This window comes from Bradyrhizobium guangzhouense, from assembly GCF_004114955.1.
In the GTDB taxonomy this organism is placed as follows: Bacteria; Pseudomonadota; Alphaproteobacteria; order Rhizobiales; family Xanthobacteraceae; genus Bradyrhizobium; species Bradyrhizobium guangzhouense.
In genome coordinates this window covers 4,151,833-4,169,173 of record NZ_CP030053.1, presented here as the reverse complement: position 1 = coordinate 4,169,173, position 17,341 = coordinate 4,151,833, and the positions used below count along the sequence as shown (strand labels likewise).

Annotated in this window: 17 protein-coding genes; 7 read left to right on the top strand and 10 right to left on the bottom strand. The window is 63.3% G+C overall.

Features of this window, described 5'->3' with window-relative positions; all coding sequences use genetic code 11:
• Positions 1-6: 6 nt before the first annotated feature.
• On the bottom strand, positions 7-1,047 hold the full coding sequence (locus tag XH91_RS20125; protein ID WP_128952180.1) for a LysR family transcriptional regulator: 1,041 nt from the start codon (positions 1,045-1,047) through the stop codon (positions 7-9).
• 71 nt (positions 1,048-1,118) lie between these two features.
• Between XH91_RS20125 and XH91_RS20120 the strand changes: the two genes are divergently transcribed.
• The 4 genes from XH91_RS20120 to XH91_RS38945 are packed head-to-tail and all read left to right on the top strand — an operon-like array spanning position 1,119 to position 3,130.
• Positions 1,119-1,736 (top strand): hypothetical protein, encoded by a 618-nt coding sequence (locus tag XH91_RS20120; RefSeq protein ID WP_164934225.1) that lies wholly within the window; start codon positions 1,119-1,121, stop codon positions 1,734-1,736.
• Positions 1,723-2,343 carry a GNAT family N-acetyltransferase gene (locus tag XH91_RS20115; RefSeq protein ID WP_128952179.1) on the top strand — a complete coding sequence of 207 codons (621 nt, stop codon included), beginning with the start codon at positions 1,723-1,725 and terminating at the stop codon, positions 2,341-2,343. The genes XH91_RS20120 and XH91_RS20115 overlap by 14 nt, the downstream gene beginning before the upstream one ends.
• A 25-nt stretch (positions 2,344-2,368) precedes the next feature.
• The gene (locus tag XH91_RS20110; RefSeq protein ID WP_128952178.1) at positions 2,369-2,929 is read left to right on the top strand and encodes an isochorismatase family protein; all 561 of its coding nucleotides are present in this window, start codon (positions 2,369-2,371) and stop codon (positions 2,927-2,929) included.
• A gap of 33 nt (positions 2,930-2,962) precedes the next feature.
• Complete coding sequence (locus tag XH91_RS38945; RefSeq protein ID WP_164934226.1) at positions 2,963-3,130, top strand: hypothetical protein; 168 nt, start codon at positions 2,963-2,965, stop codon at positions 3,128-3,130.
• 31 nt (positions 3,131-3,161) lie between these two features.
• Here the strand turns inward: XH91_RS38945 and XH91_RS20105 are convergent, their stop codons facing one another.
• Entirely contained in the window at positions 3,162-4,754 is a 1,593-nt protein-coding gene (locus XH91_RS20105) for an FAD-dependent monooxygenase (protein WP_283813048.1), read from the bottom strand.
• A gap of 95 nt (positions 4,755-4,849) precedes the next feature.
• Positions 4,850-5,605 carry an IclR family transcriptional regulator gene (locus XH91_RS20100; RefSeq protein ID WP_128952177.1) on the bottom strand — a complete coding sequence of 252 codons (756 nt, stop codon included), beginning with the start codon at positions 5,603-5,605 and terminating at the stop codon, positions 4,850-4,852.
• A 155-nt stretch (positions 5,606-5,760) separates the two neighbouring features.
• Here XH91_RS20100 and XH91_RS20095 point away from each other — a divergent pair, with 155 nt between their 5' ends.
• Both XH91_RS20095 and XH91_RS20090 read left to right on the top strand, forming a co-directional pair.
• Positions 5,761-7,092: an MFS transporter gene (locus XH91_RS20095; protein ID WP_164934227.1), complete on the top strand. Its 1,332-nt coding sequence runs from the start codon at positions 5,761-5,763 to the stop codon at positions 7,090-7,092.
• 200 nt (positions 7,093-7,292) lie between these two features.
• On the top strand, positions 7,293-8,675 hold the full coding sequence (locus tag XH91_RS20090) for an aspartate aminotransferase family protein (RefSeq protein ID WP_128952176.1): 1,383 nt from the start codon (positions 7,293-7,295) through the stop codon (positions 8,673-8,675).
• 152 nt (positions 8,676-8,827) lie between these two features.
• On the opposite strand, the gene rnd is transcribed toward XH91_RS20090, so the two are convergent.
• The 6 genes from rnd to XH91_RS20065 form a co-directional block, all read right to left on the bottom strand.
• Complete coding sequence (rnd, locus tag XH91_RS20085) at positions 8,828-9,976, bottom strand: ribonuclease D (RefSeq protein ID WP_128952175.1); 1,149 nt, start codon at positions 9,974-9,976, stop codon at positions 8,828-8,830.
• A gap of 117 nt (positions 9,977-10,093) precedes the next feature.
• The gene (locus XH91_RS39920) at positions 10,094-10,225 is read right to left on the bottom strand and encodes a hypothetical protein (protein ID WP_256439977.1); all 132 of its coding nucleotides are present in this window, start codon (positions 10,223-10,225) and stop codon (positions 10,094-10,096) included.
• Between the two features lie 634 nt (positions 10,226-10,859).
• Positions 10,860-12,194: an ABC transporter substrate-binding protein gene (locus XH91_RS20080; RefSeq protein WP_128952174.1), complete on the bottom strand. Its 1,335-nt coding sequence runs from the start codon at positions 12,192-12,194 to the stop codon at positions 10,860-10,862.
• Between the two features lie 11 nt (positions 12,195-12,205).
• The gene (locus XH91_RS20075) at positions 12,206-13,075 is read right to left on the bottom strand and encodes a carbohydrate ABC transporter permease (protein ID WP_128952173.1); all 870 of its coding nucleotides are present in this window, start codon (positions 13,073-13,075) and stop codon (positions 12,206-12,208) included.
• Positions 13,072-14,022: a carbohydrate ABC transporter permease gene (locus XH91_RS20070; protein ID WP_164934228.1), complete on the bottom strand. Its 951-nt coding sequence runs from the start codon at positions 14,020-14,022 to the stop codon at positions 13,072-13,074. The genes XH91_RS20075 and XH91_RS20070 overlap by 4 nt, the downstream gene beginning before the upstream one ends.
• A gap of 1 nt (position 14,023) precedes the next feature.
• Positions 14,024-14,875 (bottom strand): phosphodiesterase, encoded by an 852-nt coding sequence (locus tag XH91_RS20065; protein WP_128952171.1) that lies wholly within the window; start codon positions 14,873-14,875, stop codon positions 14,024-14,026.
• 316 nt (positions 14,876-15,191) lie between these two features.
• Here XH91_RS20065 and XH91_RS20060 point away from each other — a divergent pair, with 316 nt between their 5' ends.
• Entirely contained in the window at positions 15,192-15,725 is a 534-nt protein-coding gene (locus XH91_RS20060; RefSeq protein WP_128952170.1) for an REP-associated tyrosine transposase, read from the top strand.
• A gap of 106 nt (positions 15,726-15,831) precedes the next feature.
• Here the strand turns inward: XH91_RS20060 and XH91_RS20055 are convergent, their stop codons facing one another.
• Positions 15,832-17,304 carry a protein adenylyltransferase SelO gene (locus XH91_RS20055; RefSeq protein ID WP_128952169.1) on the bottom strand — a complete coding sequence of 491 codons (1,473 nt, stop codon included), beginning with the start codon at positions 17,302-17,304 and terminating at the stop codon, positions 15,832-15,834.
• Positions 17,305-17,341: the final 37 nt, after the last annotated feature.

Below are 17,341 nucleotides of genomic sequence, written 5' to 3'. Positions count from 1 at the left end.
TCCCGCTCACGTCGGGGTCGCCGCAATGTATCCGGACAATCCAAAGCCGTCTCGCGCCGCCGTCATCATCGGCACCAACGTGTTCGGATGGATGAACTCGTCGCGGAAGCACGGATGGCTCTTGGGATCGAAGATCTTCTTCAGCCAGTCGACCACGATCTTGTGCCGCTCGGAGGCGCGGAACTCCTTGTGATAGGTGAGCCAAAGGTCGGCGTGGTGGCTGACGCCGAGGTCGACGGCGACGAGCGGCGCACCGAGCGCGATCGACACCGTCGGCAGGAAGCCGATGCCGGCGCCGCGTTCGACCGCATAGAGCACGCCTACGGAAGAGTTGGTCTTGATCCCGACGATGCCTTCGAGCGATTTGAGCCCCAGGACGCGCGCGTAGGCGCTGTCGTCGACCTGCGGCGCGTTCTGCTTGATGATGCGATGGTTCGGCAATTCGGCGAGCGTGGCGGGCAGGCCGTAGAGGTTCGCATACTCCCTGGAGACGAAGGGGTAGATGTGCAACCGGCCGAGCTTGGCGACGATGAGATCGGGATTGGTCGGCGGCTCGAGCTGGATCGCGATGTCCGACTCCAGCCGTGCGACGTCCGCCTGCTCCATTGCGCAACGCAGATCGACGGTGATCTTGCGATAGGTCTTTTGGAAATCGATCAGCCGCGGCAGGATCCAGAAGTTGCCCGGACCTTCCGTCACCGCGACGCGCACGGTGCCCGACATATCGTTCGATGAGCGTGAGGCACGGCGGAAGACGTTGAAGGCGTGACGCTCCATATGCGCGACGTCGGCAATCATTGCGGTGCCTTCGTCGCTCAGCGTGAGGCCGCTCTGGTCACGCAGGAAAAGCTTGCAACCGATACTCTCTTCGAGCCGGTCGATCCGGCGCATCAATGTAGTTGAGGTGAGCCCGAGCTCTTCGGCAGCGTTGCGGAAACTTTTAAACTTTGCGCAGGCTAAAAACAGTTTCAAATCGTCCCAGGACGCATTCAGCGCTTCTTCATGGTGCTGCATCAATGCAGCACCCCGGTGCGATACTTGCTGCATACTCCTGATCTCCAGCCGCTAAGCTTCTGCTCGTGGCGGCGTACAAAACCCCTGAACGATAGAGGGACGACATGAGTATGGAAAGGGGCTCGTTTGCCGCAAGGCATGATTTCGATGCCTTGCCCCTGAGCCCGGAGGTGGATGTCCGTTGCGCGCAATTCGGGGAAATCGGCGCTCTTTCGGATATGGCGCACCGGCTGGTCCCGGGCGTGCAGATCGGGGCGATGGAGCTTGCAAGATATTTTGCCTTCGATCGCCAGAGCATCCTGACTTTCACCCGGAACGGCGCTCTGCTCGGCGGCATGGCCTTCCTGTTTCTCAACGACCACGGACACGACGCATTGCTGCTCGATGATATCTGCCTGACCGCGCCCGACACGCGCCATCTCGCCGCGGCGGATGAGGAAGTTTCCGCGATCTACATCTGGGCGATCGCCGCGACCGGCCGCGGCATCGCCGGCCTTGGCAAAGCTGCGGCTCATCTGCGGCAAATAAGGTTTCGCGGCGCGGACTGCTATGCGCAGCCGTCAACGGTGGCCGGACGCGAAATCATGAAGGCAACGGGCTTCGAGCCGATCTCCAGTTTTCAGCCTGACCTCTGGTGTTATGAGCGACCGTGGCATCGGCAGCCGATGCTCATGCCTGGCGCGATCATCCAAGCAAGGAGTTACGCAGATGCACGGCACTAGGATTCCCCTCGCCAAGTCTGACTCCCGCGCCATCACCATCCGCCTCGCGCGCGATCCCAGCGACCTCATGCTGGTCACGGCCATTCGCTCGGCGGTCTATCTCGCCGAGCAGGATTGCCCATTTGATGAGGAATTCGATGGCAATGACATGGTTGCCGCGCATTTCATCGGCTACATCGGCAACGAGCCGGCAGGCTGTTTACGGGTGCGCTTCTTCGGCGATTTCGCCAAGGTGGAACGGCTTGCGGTGCGTCACCAGTATCGGCGCTCGCGCCTGTCGTTCAAGCTGGTGCAGGCGAGCATTGACTTCGTGAAGCGCAAGGGGTTCCGCAAGATCTACGGCCAGGCGCAGGACCGGCTAGTGGACTTCTGGGCCCATTTCGGTGCCAAGCCGCTCGGCCATAACAGAAAGATCACTTTCTCGGATTTCTCTTACACGGAGATGCTGCTGGAGATCGAACCGGGCCCGGACGCGATCACGCTGGACAGCGATCCCTACGTCATCATCCGTCCCGAGGGCGACTGGGATCGTCCGGGCGTGCTGGACGCTTCGGCGGGGCGGGCGGTGACCTCGCCGCTGCGGGACCTCGCACTCGCCGATAGCTGAAACTGGTGCAGCTCTGCGCAAGAAAATGCCGATCTTCCATGACGATCTGCTGGTCCTGGTCTGCGCGGACCTCCAGGTGGAATATATGATCCCGGGGCGGCGCCACGTCATTCTCGACGGCGACGCCGCCATTCTACGCTGCCTCGAGCTGCTGGCGTTGTGGCGGAGCAACCTCTGGCCAGTGATGCATCTGAAACGGGTTGCGGACGCAGCGTGGTTCGATCCGTCATCCAGACTGACCGATTGGATCGCGGAGGCGAGGCCCCGCCCGGGCGAAATGACGTTCGAGCACGCGTTGCCTTCGGCTTACAGTTCCTCCCGTTTCGCCGACCATATGTCCAGCCTTCGTAACGTGCGCTGCGTGGTGACGGGCTTTTCCCTCGACGAGACCATCCTTGCCACCGTGGTCGAAGGGTTTCATCGGAGCCACCGCTACCGGTTGGTCGGCGACGCCGTGGCCTGCCGGCAGCCGGCCACGGGCAAAGCGGGCGACTACAAGCAGTCGCTGATGAATGTCATCGGCAATTTTGCTACTGTGCAGTCCTGCGCCGAATTGATCAGGACCAGCGGCGCCGTCGCGGTCTAGGCGGACGCGATCGGCGGACGGACAGGCGGGACATTGTCACGGGGAAACGAGCTCAAGGAGCTGGCGAGCGACCTGTCGTGTGCGCTCGAAGCGGCGCGCCGGATCGGTCTGCCCACGACCGTCTATTTACTGTCGATGGCACTGGTCGAGGTGAGGGAAGCCATCGACTCGGTCGGCGATGACGACGACGGTGCGGCTTGATGTTTGCTTGCCGCCGGCCAGGGCGATCTCGTCAGGATTGACCGACGGCGCGCCTCAGGATCTCAGATGCGTCGGCGCCGTCGTTGTTGCCCGCGTAAGCAACAAACTGATCGGGCCGCACCAGAATCAATCGCGCCTCGTATGCCTCGCGGCCGTCCGAGGCGGTATCCCGGATCACTTTCAGCGGGATGCCAAGCGCTACGGCGGCTCGCTCGAAAGCGGCTCCCGCACCATCCGTCAGATCGATCAGCGTGAAGCCGTCGCCGAGTTCCTCGAAGACGTTTTTGCCCGACGACAGAGGTTGCGGCGCCAAATGATGGCCGGCGCGCGCGGCATGGGCGTGCGAGCCGATCGCGCTGCTGACGCCGCCGGCAGGGCCGAATACGATCGGCGATCCCTCGTAATTCGGCTCGAAGGCATTGACCTCCGCGCGCGCGCCGGAATGCCGTGCCTGCCAGGCAGCCTCGAAATCCACCCGATCCCGCGCCGGATCATGCTTCCGCAGAAAATCCCGATCGCGAAAAATCGATGCCTCGATGAAGTCGCGCGCAGTGGACGCAAAGACCGGGCGGCGCTCGGCGTCGTAGCTGTCGAGCAGACCGGCGGGTGCCCAGCCGTGCAGGACTGCAGCGAGCTTCCACGCCAGATTGACGGCATCCTCGAAGCCGCTGTTGATGCCATAGCCGCCGTAAGGCGGGTGGCTGTGCGCGGCGTCCCCCGCGACGAAGATGCGGCCCGCGCGGTAGCTGTCGGCGAGCGTGAAACGCAGATCCCAGAATCCGACGTGCTCGAATTCGACATCGAATTTCGCGCCAGCGGCCTCGTGAAGCAGGCGCTGGAAATCGAAATTGTCGCGCGTGGTGTCTGCGGGGACGGGGGCGTGGAAGAACCAGGTGGTGCCGAGATCGACCCGGCCGAAGAACTTCCAGTAGCCTTCGAGGTCCGGATGCAGCACGTTGTAGAAGGACTTGCCCGGATACCTGCCGAGCAAGCGGTGCAATTCGGTGGAGCGAAACACCAGGAGGACCATCAGGCGATCGTGGTCGGAGCGGGTCTGGGTGATGCCCGCACATTCGCGCAAGATTGACCGGCTCCCGTCGCAACCGACGACGTAATCGGCGCGCAAGCTCTGCTTCGTCCCATCGCCGTTGACGATCTCTACGACGACGCCGTCGGCTTCAGATCGCACGTCCTGACAGGTCCAACCGTAGCGCAGGTCGACGTCAGGAAGCTGCGCTGCCCGTTGCCGCAGCACGGCTTCGGTTGCGTATTGGGGCAAGCGCTCATTGTCGGTGAAGTAAAACGGTCGAACCAGTTCGCGCTGGAGCCAGTTGTAGTTATAGCCGCTGAGCAGCGTGCCGTGGCTGGTCATTCCGCCGATGCCGTAATCGGGTGGAATGGTGCGGGCCGCCCGCAGCGCCGCCTCCGCGCCCCAGAAATGGAAATGCTCCATCGTCCGTTGCGTGAGGTTCTGTCCCTTCGGGATCGGCTGCGGCTCCTCATAGCGCTCGACCACGATGGTCTTGATGCCCCGCTGGCCAAGTCCGATGGCCAGACCCATTCCGACCGGTCCGCCGCCGACGATCACGACGGGCGCGTTATTGTCCGGAAGAGTGTTGCTCACATCGTTTCCCTACGATTGCCACCGCACGAGGCGCGATCGATCGCCGTCTTGCGTCGGAGCCGGGATGGCGTCAAGTAAAATCTCAAAATATGAGATTATGAAGGATCTTCATCGAGCGCCGAGGAGATCTGCCGGGCGGCGCCGCGAACCTCCAGGCTGATCCGATCGATCATTTCGCCCCTTGTGTGTTGTCCGCCGATCGTGATGCAGAGACTTGCGATCGGATAATTCGCATCGAGGATGGGAGCTGCAATCCCGACCGCGCCCGGAGTCACTTCGCCGAAGGCAACGGCCACGCCGGCCCGCCTTACCCGCTTCAGTGTCGCGAGAATTTCATCGCTCGTGGTGCCGACCCCGACGCTGCGCAGGTCCGCCGCATAACGTGTCAGCAGGGGCATCAGGTGAGGCTTGGGTAGGAAGGCCATGATCGATCGCGCGATCGCGCCGCGTCCCATCGCCATCGGCCGGCCGCGCGGATAGCTGCTGACGGGATTGACCGCAGAGGCAACCGAGGCCACGCAGAGCATCTTTTCGCCATACCAGCGCACGACGAGCGCCGTGCAGGGATGCGTCGCCGAAAGGCGCTCGAGGTGCGGCGTGGCGGTTGCGATCAGCGGATCGGAGCGGCGGCTGAGATAATCCATCTCGACCACGCGCGGGCCAAGTGCGAACCGCCCGCCGCGCGTCGACATGACGAGGCCGCTGTCCTTCAGGCTTTTCAGGTAACGATAAAGCGTCGGCCTGGTGTAGCCGAGCTCCTTCATGAGTTCCTCCGGCGACCATTGCGGCCGTGCCTCGGTGAAGAGATCGAGCACGGCAAGGACCCGATCCTGACTGTTTGCCTTGACCAATTTCGGTTCGATCCAGCTTCGCGTTTGGCCTTGTTAGCGGCATTCGCCGGGATCGCAAAATCGCGGCGGCAGGCGCGGCTTGCCTTAGGTGAAGTCTCACTATAAGAGATTTTGAGAAGAAAAATAGTGCAGGGGCTGGCGGGAGGGGTTTAAGCATGGCTGTCACAGCTGCGGGCGAGGTTGCGTCTGGTACGATCGACGTCGCCGCCTATGTCGACCGTCAGCCGGTCGGCGCCTTCCAGATCCGGGTGCTGCTGGTGTGTGCCGCGGTGTTGTTCGTCGACGGCTTTGACACCCAGGCCATCGGCTATGTCGCGCCTGCCGTGGCCCAGGAGTGGAAGCTCGCGCGCGGCAGCCTCGGGCCAGTGTTCAGCGCCGGTCTTCTTGGTCTCATGATCGGCGCGCTGATCTTCGGTCCGATGGCCGACAGGATCGGCCGTCGTCGCATCATTCTCGCGAGCACGTTGGTGTTCGGCATCGGGACCTTGCTCACCGTGTTCGCGCCCGACGCAGAATGGTTGATGGCTTTACGTGTGCTGACCGGTCTCGGTCTCGGCGGCGCCATGCCCAATGCCGTGGCGCTGACCTCCGAATTCAGCCCACATCGCCGTCGCGCCACCCTTGTCATGATCATGTTTGCGGGATTTTCGATCGGTGCTGCCCTGGGCGGGTTGCTCGCCGCCGCGCTCATTCCCGCTTTCGGCTGGCGCGCGGTGTTTCTGGTCGGCGGCCTCGTGCCACTGCTGCTGTTGCCGTTTCTGTTCAGGGCGCTGCCGGAATCGATCCGGTTCCTGGCCATGGTCGGCGGCCGCGACCACGAGGTGGTCGATCTCCTGAAAAGGATCGCCCCGAACACGTCCTTCGCGGGCGAGGTGAAATTCGTCGTGCAGGAGCCGAAATTATCGGGCCTGCCCGTCGCGCATCTGTTTGCGGAGGGGCGCGGATGGGTGACTGTTTTGCTCTGGATCGTGTTCTTCATGAGTCTGCTCGATCTCTATCTGCTGTCGAACTGGCTTCCCACCGTGCTGAACGATCTCGGCGTCTCGGTATCAACCGCCGCCGCGATCGGCGCCATGCTCCAGGTCGGCGGCGTCGTCGGCACCTTGACGCTCGGCCAATTCATCGACCGCTTCTCGTTTCGTGCGCTGTCGCTGACCTATCTGGTCGCCGCAGGAGCGGTCGCGGCCATCGGCCTGGCCAGCCATTCGATCGTCCTGGTCACGATCGCGATCTTTGCGTCCGGGTTCTGCATCGTCGGGGGACAGATCGCCTCGAACGCGTTGACGGCGACTTTCTATCCGACGGCGATCAGATCGACGGGCGTCGGATGGGCGCTCGGCATCGGCCGTATCGGCTCGATCGTGGGCCCGCTCGTCGGCGGGGTGATGCTGGCCCGCGACATGGGGGCGCAGCCGCTGTTTGCCGCGGCGGCGGTGCCGGCGCTGGTGGCGGCTGTCGCTGCTTTCATACTGGCCCGGCGGAATTAGCCGCGGCGAGGCGGCCAGATGCCGAAACGCCAGCGCTGCGTTCCTGCAACGCTCATGTGCACCTGCTGTCAACGAAATGGCGTTGCAAGTTGCGGCGCCCCGCAATAGCCAAGGTATCGACGTTTTGTTTGGACAAGCCCCGTCTTCGGATGGAGGCTGCGTCATGATGTCCGATGACGCACCAGTTAGGGAATCCCGCGATGACGATGCTGCCCAATTCGCAAGAAGCTCGCGATGTGGCCTACCAGCTCCATGCCTACACCAACGCGCGCGCCCATCAGCAGGCCGGCCCTCTGGTGATCGAGCGCGGCGAGGGGCCCTACGTGTTCGACGCGTCAGGCAAACGCTATTTCGAGGCGATGGCGGGCCTGTGGAGCGTCGGGCTCGGCTTCAACGAGAAGCGGCTGGTGGAAGCCGCGCACAAGCAGATGCGGGCGCTGCCTTTCTATCACACTTTCTCGGCCAAATCGCACGGGCCTTCGATCGACCTCGCCGAGAAGCTGGTCGCGCTCGCGCCTGTGCCGATGAGCAAGGTGTTCTTCACCAATTCCGGCTCGGAGGCGAACGACACCGTCCTCAAGTTGATTGCTTACCGCTCCAATTCGCTTGGCCAGCCGCAGAAAAAGAAGATCATCAGCCGAATGCGCGCCTATCACGGCGTCACCATCGCGTCCGCCAGCCTCACGGGCCTTCCGAACAATCATCGCTCGTTCGACCTGCCGCTGCCAAATATCCTGCACACCGGCTCGCCGCATTTCTACAAGGACGGTGCGCCGGGCGAGGGCGAGGAGGCCTTCGCGACACGCCGGGCCGACGAGCTCGACGCGCTGATCCAGAAGGAAGGCCCGGACACGATCGCCGCCTTCTTCGGCGAGCCGGTGATGGGGGCGGGCGGCGTCATCGTGCCGCCGGCGACCTATTGGGACAAGATCCAGGCGGTGCTGAAGAAGTACGACATCCTGCTGATCGCCGACGAGGTGATCTGCGGCTTCGGCCGCACCGGCAAGATGTTCGGCTGCGAGACCTACGGCATCAAGCCCGATGCGATCGTGGTTTCCAAGCAGATCACCTCCAGTTACTTCCCGCTGTCGGCGATCATCATGAACGAGCGCATGTTCGAGCCGATCGCGGACGAGAGCAACAAGATCGGCGTGCTCGGCCACGGCTTCACGGCCGGTGGCCATCCGGTCGGCTCGGCGGTTGCGCTGGAAAACCTCAGGATCATCGAGGAGCGCGGCCTCGTCGCGCATGCCGCCGAGCTCGGCGGCTACATGCAGGGCAAGCTTCGCGAGCTCATCAGCCATCCGCTGGTCGGCGAAGTCCGCGGCGTCGGCATGATTGCAGCGCTCGAGCTCGTGCTGGACAAGGGCCGCAAGACTGCGGCCGCGACGCCCGGCGCCGTCGGCGGCATGGCCAGCCGCATGCTGCAGGAGCGCGGCGTGATTTCGCGCAACATGCTCGATGCCATCGCGATCTGCCCGCCCTTGATTACCACCAAGGCCCAGATCGACGAGCTGGTCGCGGCGATGACCGGGGTGTTGGATGATATGAAGCCGGAGGTCGCGAAGCTGACGCCGGCGTAGGGTCACACTGTCGCGTCAAATTCCGTCATTGCGAGCGTAGCGAAGCAATCCAGAATGTCTCCTCGCAAACAGTCTGGATTGCCTCGTCGCAAGAGCTCCTCGCAATGACGCCGCGGTTGGCATTGTGCCAGCCATAGGCGTTCGTGGGCCAGCTACGCGCGCTGGACCCCGATCACGCGGCCCTTCTCGATCGCAAGCGCGAGCTCGCCGCGCTTGAGCTTCAGCGCGGCATCGCCGAACAGCTCGCGGCGCCAGCCGCGCAGGGCCGGCACGTCGGCGTCGTCATCGGCTGCGATCTCTTCGAGATCGTCGACGGTCGCGATCACCTTGCTCGCCACTGCGTGACGCTCGGCGGTCATGCGCAGCAACACCTTCAACAGCTCGACGGTCGCCGCGCCATTGGAATTGTTGCGCGGCTTCTCCAGCTTCGGCAGCGTCGAGAAATCCCGCGCCAGACCGCGCTCGACGGCGGCGACGATATCCGCGCCCCATTTGGACTTCTCGAACCCCTTCGGCACCGAGCGCAGATGGGCGAGCTTCTCCAGCGTGTTCGGTGCGTGGGTGGCGATGTCGCTGATGGCCTCGTCGCGCAGCACGCGGCCGCGCGGGACGTCGCGGCTCTGGGCCTCCTGCTCCCGCCAGGCTGCGACCTCCATCAGGACGGCGAGGTCCTTCGGCTTGCGCACGCGCGTCTTCAGCCGTTCCCAGGCGCGCTCCGGGTGGAAATCGTAGGTCTTGGGTGAGGTCAGGATCTCCATCTCGATGGAGACCCATTCGCTGCGGCGGCGCTTCTTGAGGTCCGCGTCGAGCGCGGCAAAGACGTCGCGCAAATGCGTGACGTCGGAGACCGCGTAATGCATCTGCTCCTTGGTCAGCGGCCGGCGCGACCAGTCGGTGAAGCGGTGGGTCTTGTCCGGGCGGTGGCCGGTGACCTTCTCGACCAGGGCGTCGTAGGCGATGCTGTCGCCATAGCCGAGCACCATGGCCGCGACCTGGGTGTCGAACACCGGATGCGGGATGATATTGGCCTGATGCCAGATGATCTCGATGTCCTGTCGCGCGGCGTGAAAGACCTTCAGCACGGCCTCGTTGGCCATCAGCTCGAAGAACGGCTTGAGGTCGATACCCTCGGCCAGGGTGTCGATGACGATCGCTTCCTCGGGGCTGGCCATCTGCACCACGCACAGCAGCGGGTAATAGGTGGTCTCGCGCAGGAACTCGGTATCGACAGTAATGACGGGGTGCTTGGCCAGCCGGCTGCAGGCAGCCGCGAGGTCAGCGGTGGTGGTAATTAAATCCATGAACGGCCCATGACACTTGGTATCAGCCGTTCTGCCGAAAGCGCTGTGATGTCAAGGGGCTCTAAGCGAATTCGAGCCTTGCATCGGGGCCAGAATCGCCTGAAGCGGGCAAAATTCCTATTCGTAACGGATCCGGTGCGAGGATTTGCGGGCGCAGGGCAGCGCCACCACCACCAGGCACATGCCAACCAGCGCCAACCCCAGGAACTCGAAAACCAACAAATCCACGGCGGAAATCTCCAGAAACATCGGTAGATTTGTCGAGGGTGCATTGAGGGTCTGTTAATTCCCATGGTTACCGGCCGGGCGGGCAGCCGGATGGTGGACGGGGGGTTAATGGGCGATGTCAGCCCGAAGCGATGCGGGCGGTGCTCGCCTCCCTCGTTGCCGGCTCGACCTCCTGCAAGACACGAAAACAACCCCATGCACAGTAGAGGCGCGATTGCTCGCTGGCGCGAAGTGCACTTGGTCATGTCATTGCAGAGTCGAGCAAATCGACGGCAGCCCGGCAAGGGTCGCTGCATCTGCGGCGCGGGTTCGTTGTCGTAACCAGCCTGTCGTCGGTCGGCGGCGATCTCAGAATTGCATAATTTCGTATTTATCGAATATTGCTTGCAGCGTCGGGCAAAACAGTGGCACGATGCCATGCTGGCCCTTTTCGGAGATGGCTCCCGCGCGGCGTTTGGTGAGCGGTGTTCGGAAGTGAATACGCAGCTCGGCAAGATCGTGCTGACAACCTCTGAGGCCGTTGGGTGGATTAGTTAGCCGAAGGCGTAATCCACCACTGTTCTATCCGCGGGGGCAGAGGAGGTGGGTTACGCTGGGCGAACTGCGCTTCGCGCCTTCGCCCAGCTAACCCACCTTACGAAGTCACAGAGGCTGCTTACGGCAGCTTCAGCGACGTCTCCGCATTGTACGGCTTCAGCGTCTCATCCGCCGCCTTCTGGGCCGCGACGAGGGCTTCCTTCGGCTGCTTCTTGCCGTTGAGGACCAGCATGACCTCGTCCTCGAGATTCTTGCGGACCGGCACGGTCTTGTAGGTCGCGAACCAGGGCTTTGCGACGTCGAGCTGTTCGACGGCGGTCTTGGCGTCCGGGTTCTTGTTGAGGAAGTCGATCATGTCGGGGGTCTTGTAGGCGGCCATGTTGGGCGCGAAATAGCCGGTGGCCCGGCTCCACCAGGCGCTCTTCTCGGGCGAGGTCATCCACTTGATCAGCGTCCAGGCGGCCTTCTGCTTGTCGGCTTCGACGCCCGCCGGAATGATCAGCGAGGCGCCGCCGATCGGCACGGCATTGCGCACGTTGCGCGGAATGAAAGCGACCTTGTAGTTGAACTTGGCGTTCTCGCGCACGTAGGTCAGCGAGCCCGTCGAGAGCATCATCATCGCGGCGTTGCCTGATATGAAGGAGGTGCTGACGGCAGGGCCGGGCGTGGCGCCGGGCGGGTGAACCTTGTGCTTGCTCACGAGCTCGCTCCACCAGGTCAGTGCGCCCAGCATGGAGGGCGTGTCGTAATAGACTTCGCCGCCGAACTCCTCGTTGTAGTAGCGCCCGCCATTGGTCATGGTGAGCGTTTCCATCATCCAGCCGCAATAGTCATAGGCGCAGGGGATCGCGATTCCCCATTGCGTGACCTTGTCGCCCTCACGCTTGGTGAGCTTCTTGGCCCAGTCGGTCAGTTCGGCCCAGGTCTGCGGCGGCTTGTTCGGATCGAGGCCGGCTTCCTTGGCCTTGTCGGCGTTGATGTAGAGCAGCGGCGTCGAATTTTGGAAGGGGACGCCGTAGACGGAGCGATTGATCACCGCATTGCCGCTGAGCGCGGGGAAAAACTGACCGAGAAATTGCTCTTTGGTGGTGCCGTCCGCCTTGATCAACGGATCGAGATTGGTCAGCTCGCTCTCGATCTGCATGTCGAGCAGGAAGTTGGCCGACATGATCACTGCGGCCGGCGGCTTGCCGGCCTTGATCGAGGCGCGCGTCTTGATCAGCGTGTCGTCATAGGAGCCGGTGTAGACCGCGGTCGCCTTGATGTCGGGGTGACCGTCGTTGAACTCCTTGATCAAGGTGCCCATGTCGCGGGCGAGCTTGCCGTCGACGGGCACGGGGAAGAACAGGTCGATCTCGGTTGGACCTTCACCGGCGAGAGCCGGGAAGGCGAGCGCACTTGCCAGAGTGCCTGCCATGGCGAGGCCGAGCATGAGCCGGCGGGAGAACAGCATCGGAAAATCTCCTATTTGATGCCTGAGGTGACGAAAGAGCTGATGAAACGCTTCTGGAAGATCAGGAAGGTGATGAGCAGCGGTGCGATCACCATCAGCGTGCCTGCGGCGATGGTGCCCCAGGCCTGCGTGCCTTCCGCGGTCGCGGTGAAGACCGAGAGGCCGACCGTGAGCGGCCGCTTGTCCGGCGAATTGATCACCATCAGCGGCCACAGGAAGTCGTTCCAGTGGCTGGTCACGGAGATGATGGCGAAGGCCGAGAAGCTCGGGATCGACAGCGGCACGTAGATGTGGCGGATGCGCTGGATCAGGCTGGCGCCATCGATCAGCGCCGCGTCTTCCAGTTCGGTCGGAATCGCTTCGAACGCTTGTCGCATCAGGAAGGTGCCGAAGGCGGAGGCGAAGAACGGCATCATCACGCCGGCGAGCGTGTCGTAGAGGCCGAACTGCGCGATGATGCGCAGGTTCGGTACGATCAGCAGCACCGGCACCAGCATCAGCTGCATCAGGAACAGATAGAAGATCAGCGTCTTGCCGGCGAAATCGAGCCGCGCAAACGCAAAGCCTGCAAGGGTGATCGTAAAGAACTGCACCAGGAGAATGCCGGTGCAGATGATCGTGGTGTTGAGGAAGTAGCGCGGGAAGTCGCCGATCTCCCAGGCGTCCCTCATATTGTCGAGCGTCGGTTTGAAGCTCGGGATCAGCTCGGCCATCAGGTTGATGCCGTCGGAGGAGGGGCGCAGGGTCGCAACCCCCATCCACAGGAACGGGATCAGCCAGGCGAACGCGAGCAGCACGGTCAGCAAGAAGCCGAGTTTGGGCGTGATCTCGTTGCGGGTGGCGAGCGGAGCGTCCTTGTAGAGCCGATCGATCAGTTTCATGGCCCGCCCTCGCGCTTCGCCATGGTGCGGAACGACAGTGCGGTGAGCGCCATCAGGGCGGCGAGGGTCAGCAGCGTTGCGGCCGAAGCCATGCCGATGTCGTAATGCTCGACGGCCTGCTGATAGATGTAGAACAGCACGAGGTTGGTGGCGTTCGACGGACCGCCCTTGGTCATGACGAAGACGTGGTCGACCTGCGTCACCGCATTGAGCGTGGCGATGACAATGACGAACAGGAAGGTCGGCTTGAGCTCGGGCAGGATGATGTAGCGCAGCCGCATGAAGGGACCGGCGCCATCGAGATGCGCGGCTTCCATCACATCCTCGGGCACGGCCTGGAGGCCGGCCAGGAAGAACAGCATGTAGTAGCCGGCGTTCTTCCAGATCGTGATGATCATGATCGCGTAGAGCGCGATATCGGGGTCGCCGAGCCAGTTCGGCAGCACCGGCAGCAGCCGGCCGAGATAGTAGTCGAGCAGGCCGACATTGGGCAGGAAGATGAACAGGAACAGCGCCGATGCCGCGACCATCGGGATCAGCACCGGCAGGAACAGCGCGGCCCGCAGCGCGCTTGTCACGACATTGGTCCGCGCCAGCGCCAGCGCGAACAGCAGCGCAAGGCCGATGCTCGGGATCGCGGTGCCGACCGCGTAGATCAGATTGTTGACGACGGCGCCGGTGAAGGCGGGGTCCGCCAGCACCGCCGCGATATTGTCCAGGCCGACGAAGCGAAGCGGCGCCTTGGGCGTGGCGCGCTGGTAGAGCGCATCGATGATCACGCGGCCCATCGCGCCATAGGTGAACAGCGCGAGGAAGATCAGCGAGGGCAGCAGCAGCAGATAGGCCGGCAGCGAGGCTTTGAAGCGGGTCGTGAACCGCATCGCGATGTTCAGGCGCGGCGGCGCCGATGCCGCGACGGGGAGGGCCGCGGGTTCAGCGAGGCTCATGTCACCGCGCCGGGAAATTGAGCGCATAGTCGCGGCCGTCCACGCCCGCGGGCGGCTCGAAGGGGAAGCGCAGACTGGTGTCGAGGAAGTCGTGGCTGTGCACGACGAGGTTGTCGTCGTCGATCAACACCACGCCATAGGCCGGTGGCTCGTGGCTTGCCAGATGGTCGGCGGCGTTGGCGTCGAGCTCGAACCAGACCTGGTGGTTGGTGCCGCGCAGCGTCGAGAACGGAATCTTGCCGTAGCTGCCGAAGATCGGGCGGTGCACATGGCCGAAGAACAGGTGGCGGATGCGCGACCGGTAGGGCGCGATCACTTCGGCAAACTCCGCGCTCTGCTTCAGCCCGATCTCGTCCATCGCGTGGACGCCGACCGGGAAGGGCGGATGATGCATGAAGACGACGAACGGCATGTCGGCGGGCGCGCTTTGAAACGTCTTCGCCAGCCAATCGAAGCGTTTCGCGCACATCTCGCCGGCATGGCTGGTCTCGTCCAGCGTGTCGAGGAAGACGAACAGGCCGTGCTCGGTGGTGCGGGTGCCCTGGACGAAACCGTTGGGATCGCGCGGCGCGGCTTTCAGTCCGTCGAGGCAGGCGACGCGCTTGTCGTGATTGCCGACCATGGCGATGTAGGGGATCTTCAGCGCCGCCATCGCCTCGGCGAAATTGGCGTAGGATTCAGGCTCGCCCCAATGAGTGAGGTCGCCCGTCACGACTGCAAAGGCGGCATCGGACTGGTGCTTGTTGATGTCGGCGATCGCCGCGTCCAGCCGCGCGCGCGGATCGAGGCCGTAGAGCTTCAGCCCGGGGTTGGCCAGGTGCGTGTCGGTGATATGGATGAACTTGAAGGGCATGGCGCGCTCTGTCGGGGCTGTCTAGCGGATGGGCGCCTCCGGCAAGACGGCCCTGGCAGGGCGTTAGAGCGCGTGTGTTTCAGTTTGATGACAGCGGTTCCCGAGGGCTTCGAATTCCACAACAAGCGCCGGCGAAGGCGCCGAGCTGCAAGCCTCGCAAAATATCGAAAACGACCCCATGCCCAGTAGCCGGTGGTTGCCGGGGGGATGGCTTGCGCGTGTTTGATCGATGCGTCTCGGCGCAACAACGTAGGGTGGATTAGCGAAGCGTAATCCACCTCTGTGAGCCAACTCAAAGTTGTGCTATTCTCCTTTCATGTCGAGCTACCGCCGCGCATTTATCCCCGGAGGATGTTGGTTCTTCACCGTGAATTTGCTCGATCGACGGCAAGCTCCTTTGACCGATCAGATCGAAATTCTACGGGACGCGGTCGCCGCAACGCGCCACAGCCATCCCTTCGGCATTGATGCTTTCGTGGTTCTTCCGGATTATCTGCATGCCATCTGGAGGTTGCCGACGGGCGACGCTGATTTCTCGGTGCGCTGGCGGTTGATCAAGGCACGCTTCGCGAAAGCGCTCCCGGCGAATGAACGACTAAGCGCAGTCCGTGTCGCGCGGAACGAACGCGGCATCTGGCAACGCCGATTCTGGGAGCATCTCATTCGCGACGAGGCCGATTATGCGCGTCATGTCGAATATTGTTATTTCAATCCAGTCAAGCACGGCCACGTCTCGAACGTGCGTGACTGGCCGTACTCGTCGTTTCATCGCGACGTGCGGGCCGGATTGTTTCCGGAAGATTGGGGCGGGGACTTCAAGATCGCGGGCGAGTTTGGCGAACGCGCGTAACTGTAGGGTGGATTAGCGAAGCGTAATCCACCTCTTTACTTGCCGTGTGCTGAGAGAAGTGGTGGATTACGCTTCGCTAATCCACCCTACGAAGCGGAGCTCTTTGCTACGTCCCGCAGAACGTCTGCAACACGAGCTGGTCCGGCAGCGGCGGATCGGCGTAGGCGGCGTAGTCCGGCTGGTCCTCGTAGGGCTTCGCCAGCACCTTCACCAATTCCTCGAACGGCGCGTAATTGTCGTCGTTCACCGCCGCCTGGATCACGGCCTCGACGCGGTGGTTGCGTGGAATGAAGATCGGATTGACGGCGTGCATCGCCGCTCGCCGTTCCGCCGGCGTCTGCGGCTCCAGCGCGATACGCGCGCGCCAGCGGCCGGCCCACTCGTCGAACGCTGCGGGCTCCATGAACTGTGCGCGCAAATCGGCGCCGTCATCGGCTGCGGCATCGCCGAGCTTGCGGAAGGTGAGGGTGAAGTCGGCCTGGTTCTTGGCCATCGCGTCGAGCAAATCCTGGATCAGCGCCTCGTCGCCATCGCGCGCCGTGAACAGGCCGACCTTGCTGCGCAGGCCGGCCTGGTAGGCGGCACTGAACGTCTCGCTGAAGGCGCCGAGGATGTCCTGCGCTTCCGCGACCGCCTTCTCCTGGTCATCAGAGAACAGCGGCAGCAGGCATTCGGCGAGGCGTGTCAGATTCCACAAGCCGATGCGCGGTTGGTTGGCATAGGCGTAGCGGCCCATCTCGTCGATCGACGAGAATACCTGCGCGGGGTTGTAGGCATCCATGAAGGCGCAGGGGCCGTAATCGATGGTCTCGCCTGATATGGAGCTGTTGTCGGTGTTCATTACACCGTGGATGAAGCCGACCAGCAGCCAGCGCGCGATGAGCTCGGCCTGCCGTGCGACGATTGCGGCGAGCAGGGCGTGATAGGGCCGCTCCGCGTGGAGCAGATCCGGATAATGCCTGGCGATGACGTGGTCGGCGAGCCGGCGGATCGCATCGGTGTCGCGGCGGACGGCGAAGTACTGGAAGGTGCCGACGCGGATATGGCTCGAGGCGACGCGCGTCAGCACCGCGCCGGGCAGCGCGGTCTCGCGGATGACGTGCTCACCGGTGACGACGGCGGCGAGCGAGCGCGTGGTGGGAATGCCGAGCGCGAACATGGCTTCGCTGACGATGTATTCGCGCAAGACCGGCCCGAGGGCGGCGCGGCCATCGCCGCGGCGCGAGAACGGGGTGGGACCAGAGCCCTTGAGCTGAATGTCACGACGCACGCCGTCACGGTCGATGACCTCGCCGAGCAGGATGGCGCGGCCGTCGCCGAGCTGGGGCACGAAATGCCCGAACTGATGGCCGGCATAGGCCATGGCAATGGGATCAGCTCCTGCGGGAACCGTCTTGCCGGCCAGGATCTCGGCGCCCTCAGGGGTCTCCAGCAGATCAGGATCGAGCCCGAGCTGGACGGCCAGGGCCCGGTTCAACTTGATCAGCCGGGGCGCGGATACGGGGGTCGGCGCGACCCGGGCAAAGAAGCTGTCCGGCAGCGCCGAATAGGAGTTCTGGAAGGGGAAATGGACCGTCATGGCCTCAAGATAGGGCTGGAACGCCTGATGGCAAAGG

Excerpts from the sequence above, each read along its gene's own strand:
- XH91_RS20080 (WP_128952174.1), bottom strand. The coding sequence starts at position 12,194 with ATGCTGTTCTCCCGCCGGCTCATGCTCGGCCTCGCCATGGCAGGCACT.
- XH91_RS20120 (WP_164934225.1), top strand. The coding sequence starts at position 1,119 with ATGAGTATGGAAAGGGGCTCGTTTGCCGCAAGGCATGATTTCGATGCC.
- XH91_RS20090 (WP_128952176.1), top strand. The coding sequence starts at position 7,293 with ATGACGATGCTGCCCAATTCGCAAGAAGCTCGCGATGTGGCCTACCAG.
- XH91_RS20075 (WP_128952173.1), bottom strand. The coding sequence starts at position 13,075 with ATGAAACTGATCGATCGGCTCTACAAGGACGCTCCGCTCGCCACCCGC.
- XH91_RS20060 (WP_128952170.1), top strand. The coding sequence starts at position 15,192 with ATGTCGAGCTACCGCCGCGCATTTATCCCCGGAGGATGTTGGTTCTTC.
- XH91_RS20115 (WP_128952179.1), top strand. The coding sequence starts at position 1,723 with ATGCACGGCACTAGGATTCCCCTCGCCAAGTCTGACTCCCGCGCCATC.
- XH91_RS39920 (WP_256439977.1), bottom strand. The coding sequence starts at position 10,225 with ATGTTTCTGGAGATTTCCGCCGTGGATTTGTTGGTTTTCGAGTTCCTG.
- XH91_RS20110 (WP_128952178.1), top strand. The coding sequence starts at position 2,369 with ATGCCGATCTTCCATGACGATCTGCTGGTCCTGGTCTGCGCGGACCTC.
- XH91_RS20095 (WP_164934227.1), top strand. The coding sequence starts at position 5,761 with ATGGCTGTCACAGCTGCGGGCGAGGTTGCGTCTGGTACGATCGACGTC.
- rnd (WP_128952175.1), bottom strand. The coding sequence starts at position 9,976 with ATGGATTTAATTACCACCACCGCTGACCTCGCGGCTGCCTGCAGCCGG.
- XH91_RS20125 (WP_128952180.1), bottom strand. The coding sequence starts at position 1,047 with ATGCAGCAAGTATCGCACCGGGGTGCTGCATTGATGCAGCACCATGAA.
- XH91_RS20055 (WP_128952169.1), bottom strand. The coding sequence starts at position 17,304 with ATGACGGTCCATTTCCCCTTCCAGAACTCCTATTCGGCGCTGCCGGAC.
- XH91_RS20070 (WP_164934228.1), bottom strand. The coding sequence starts at position 14,022 with ATGAGCCTCGCTGAACCCGCGGCCCTCCCCGTCGCGGCATCGGCGCCG.
- XH91_RS20065 (WP_128952171.1), bottom strand. The coding sequence starts at position 14,875 with ATGCCCTTCAAGTTCATCCATATCACCGACACGCACCTGGCCAACCCC.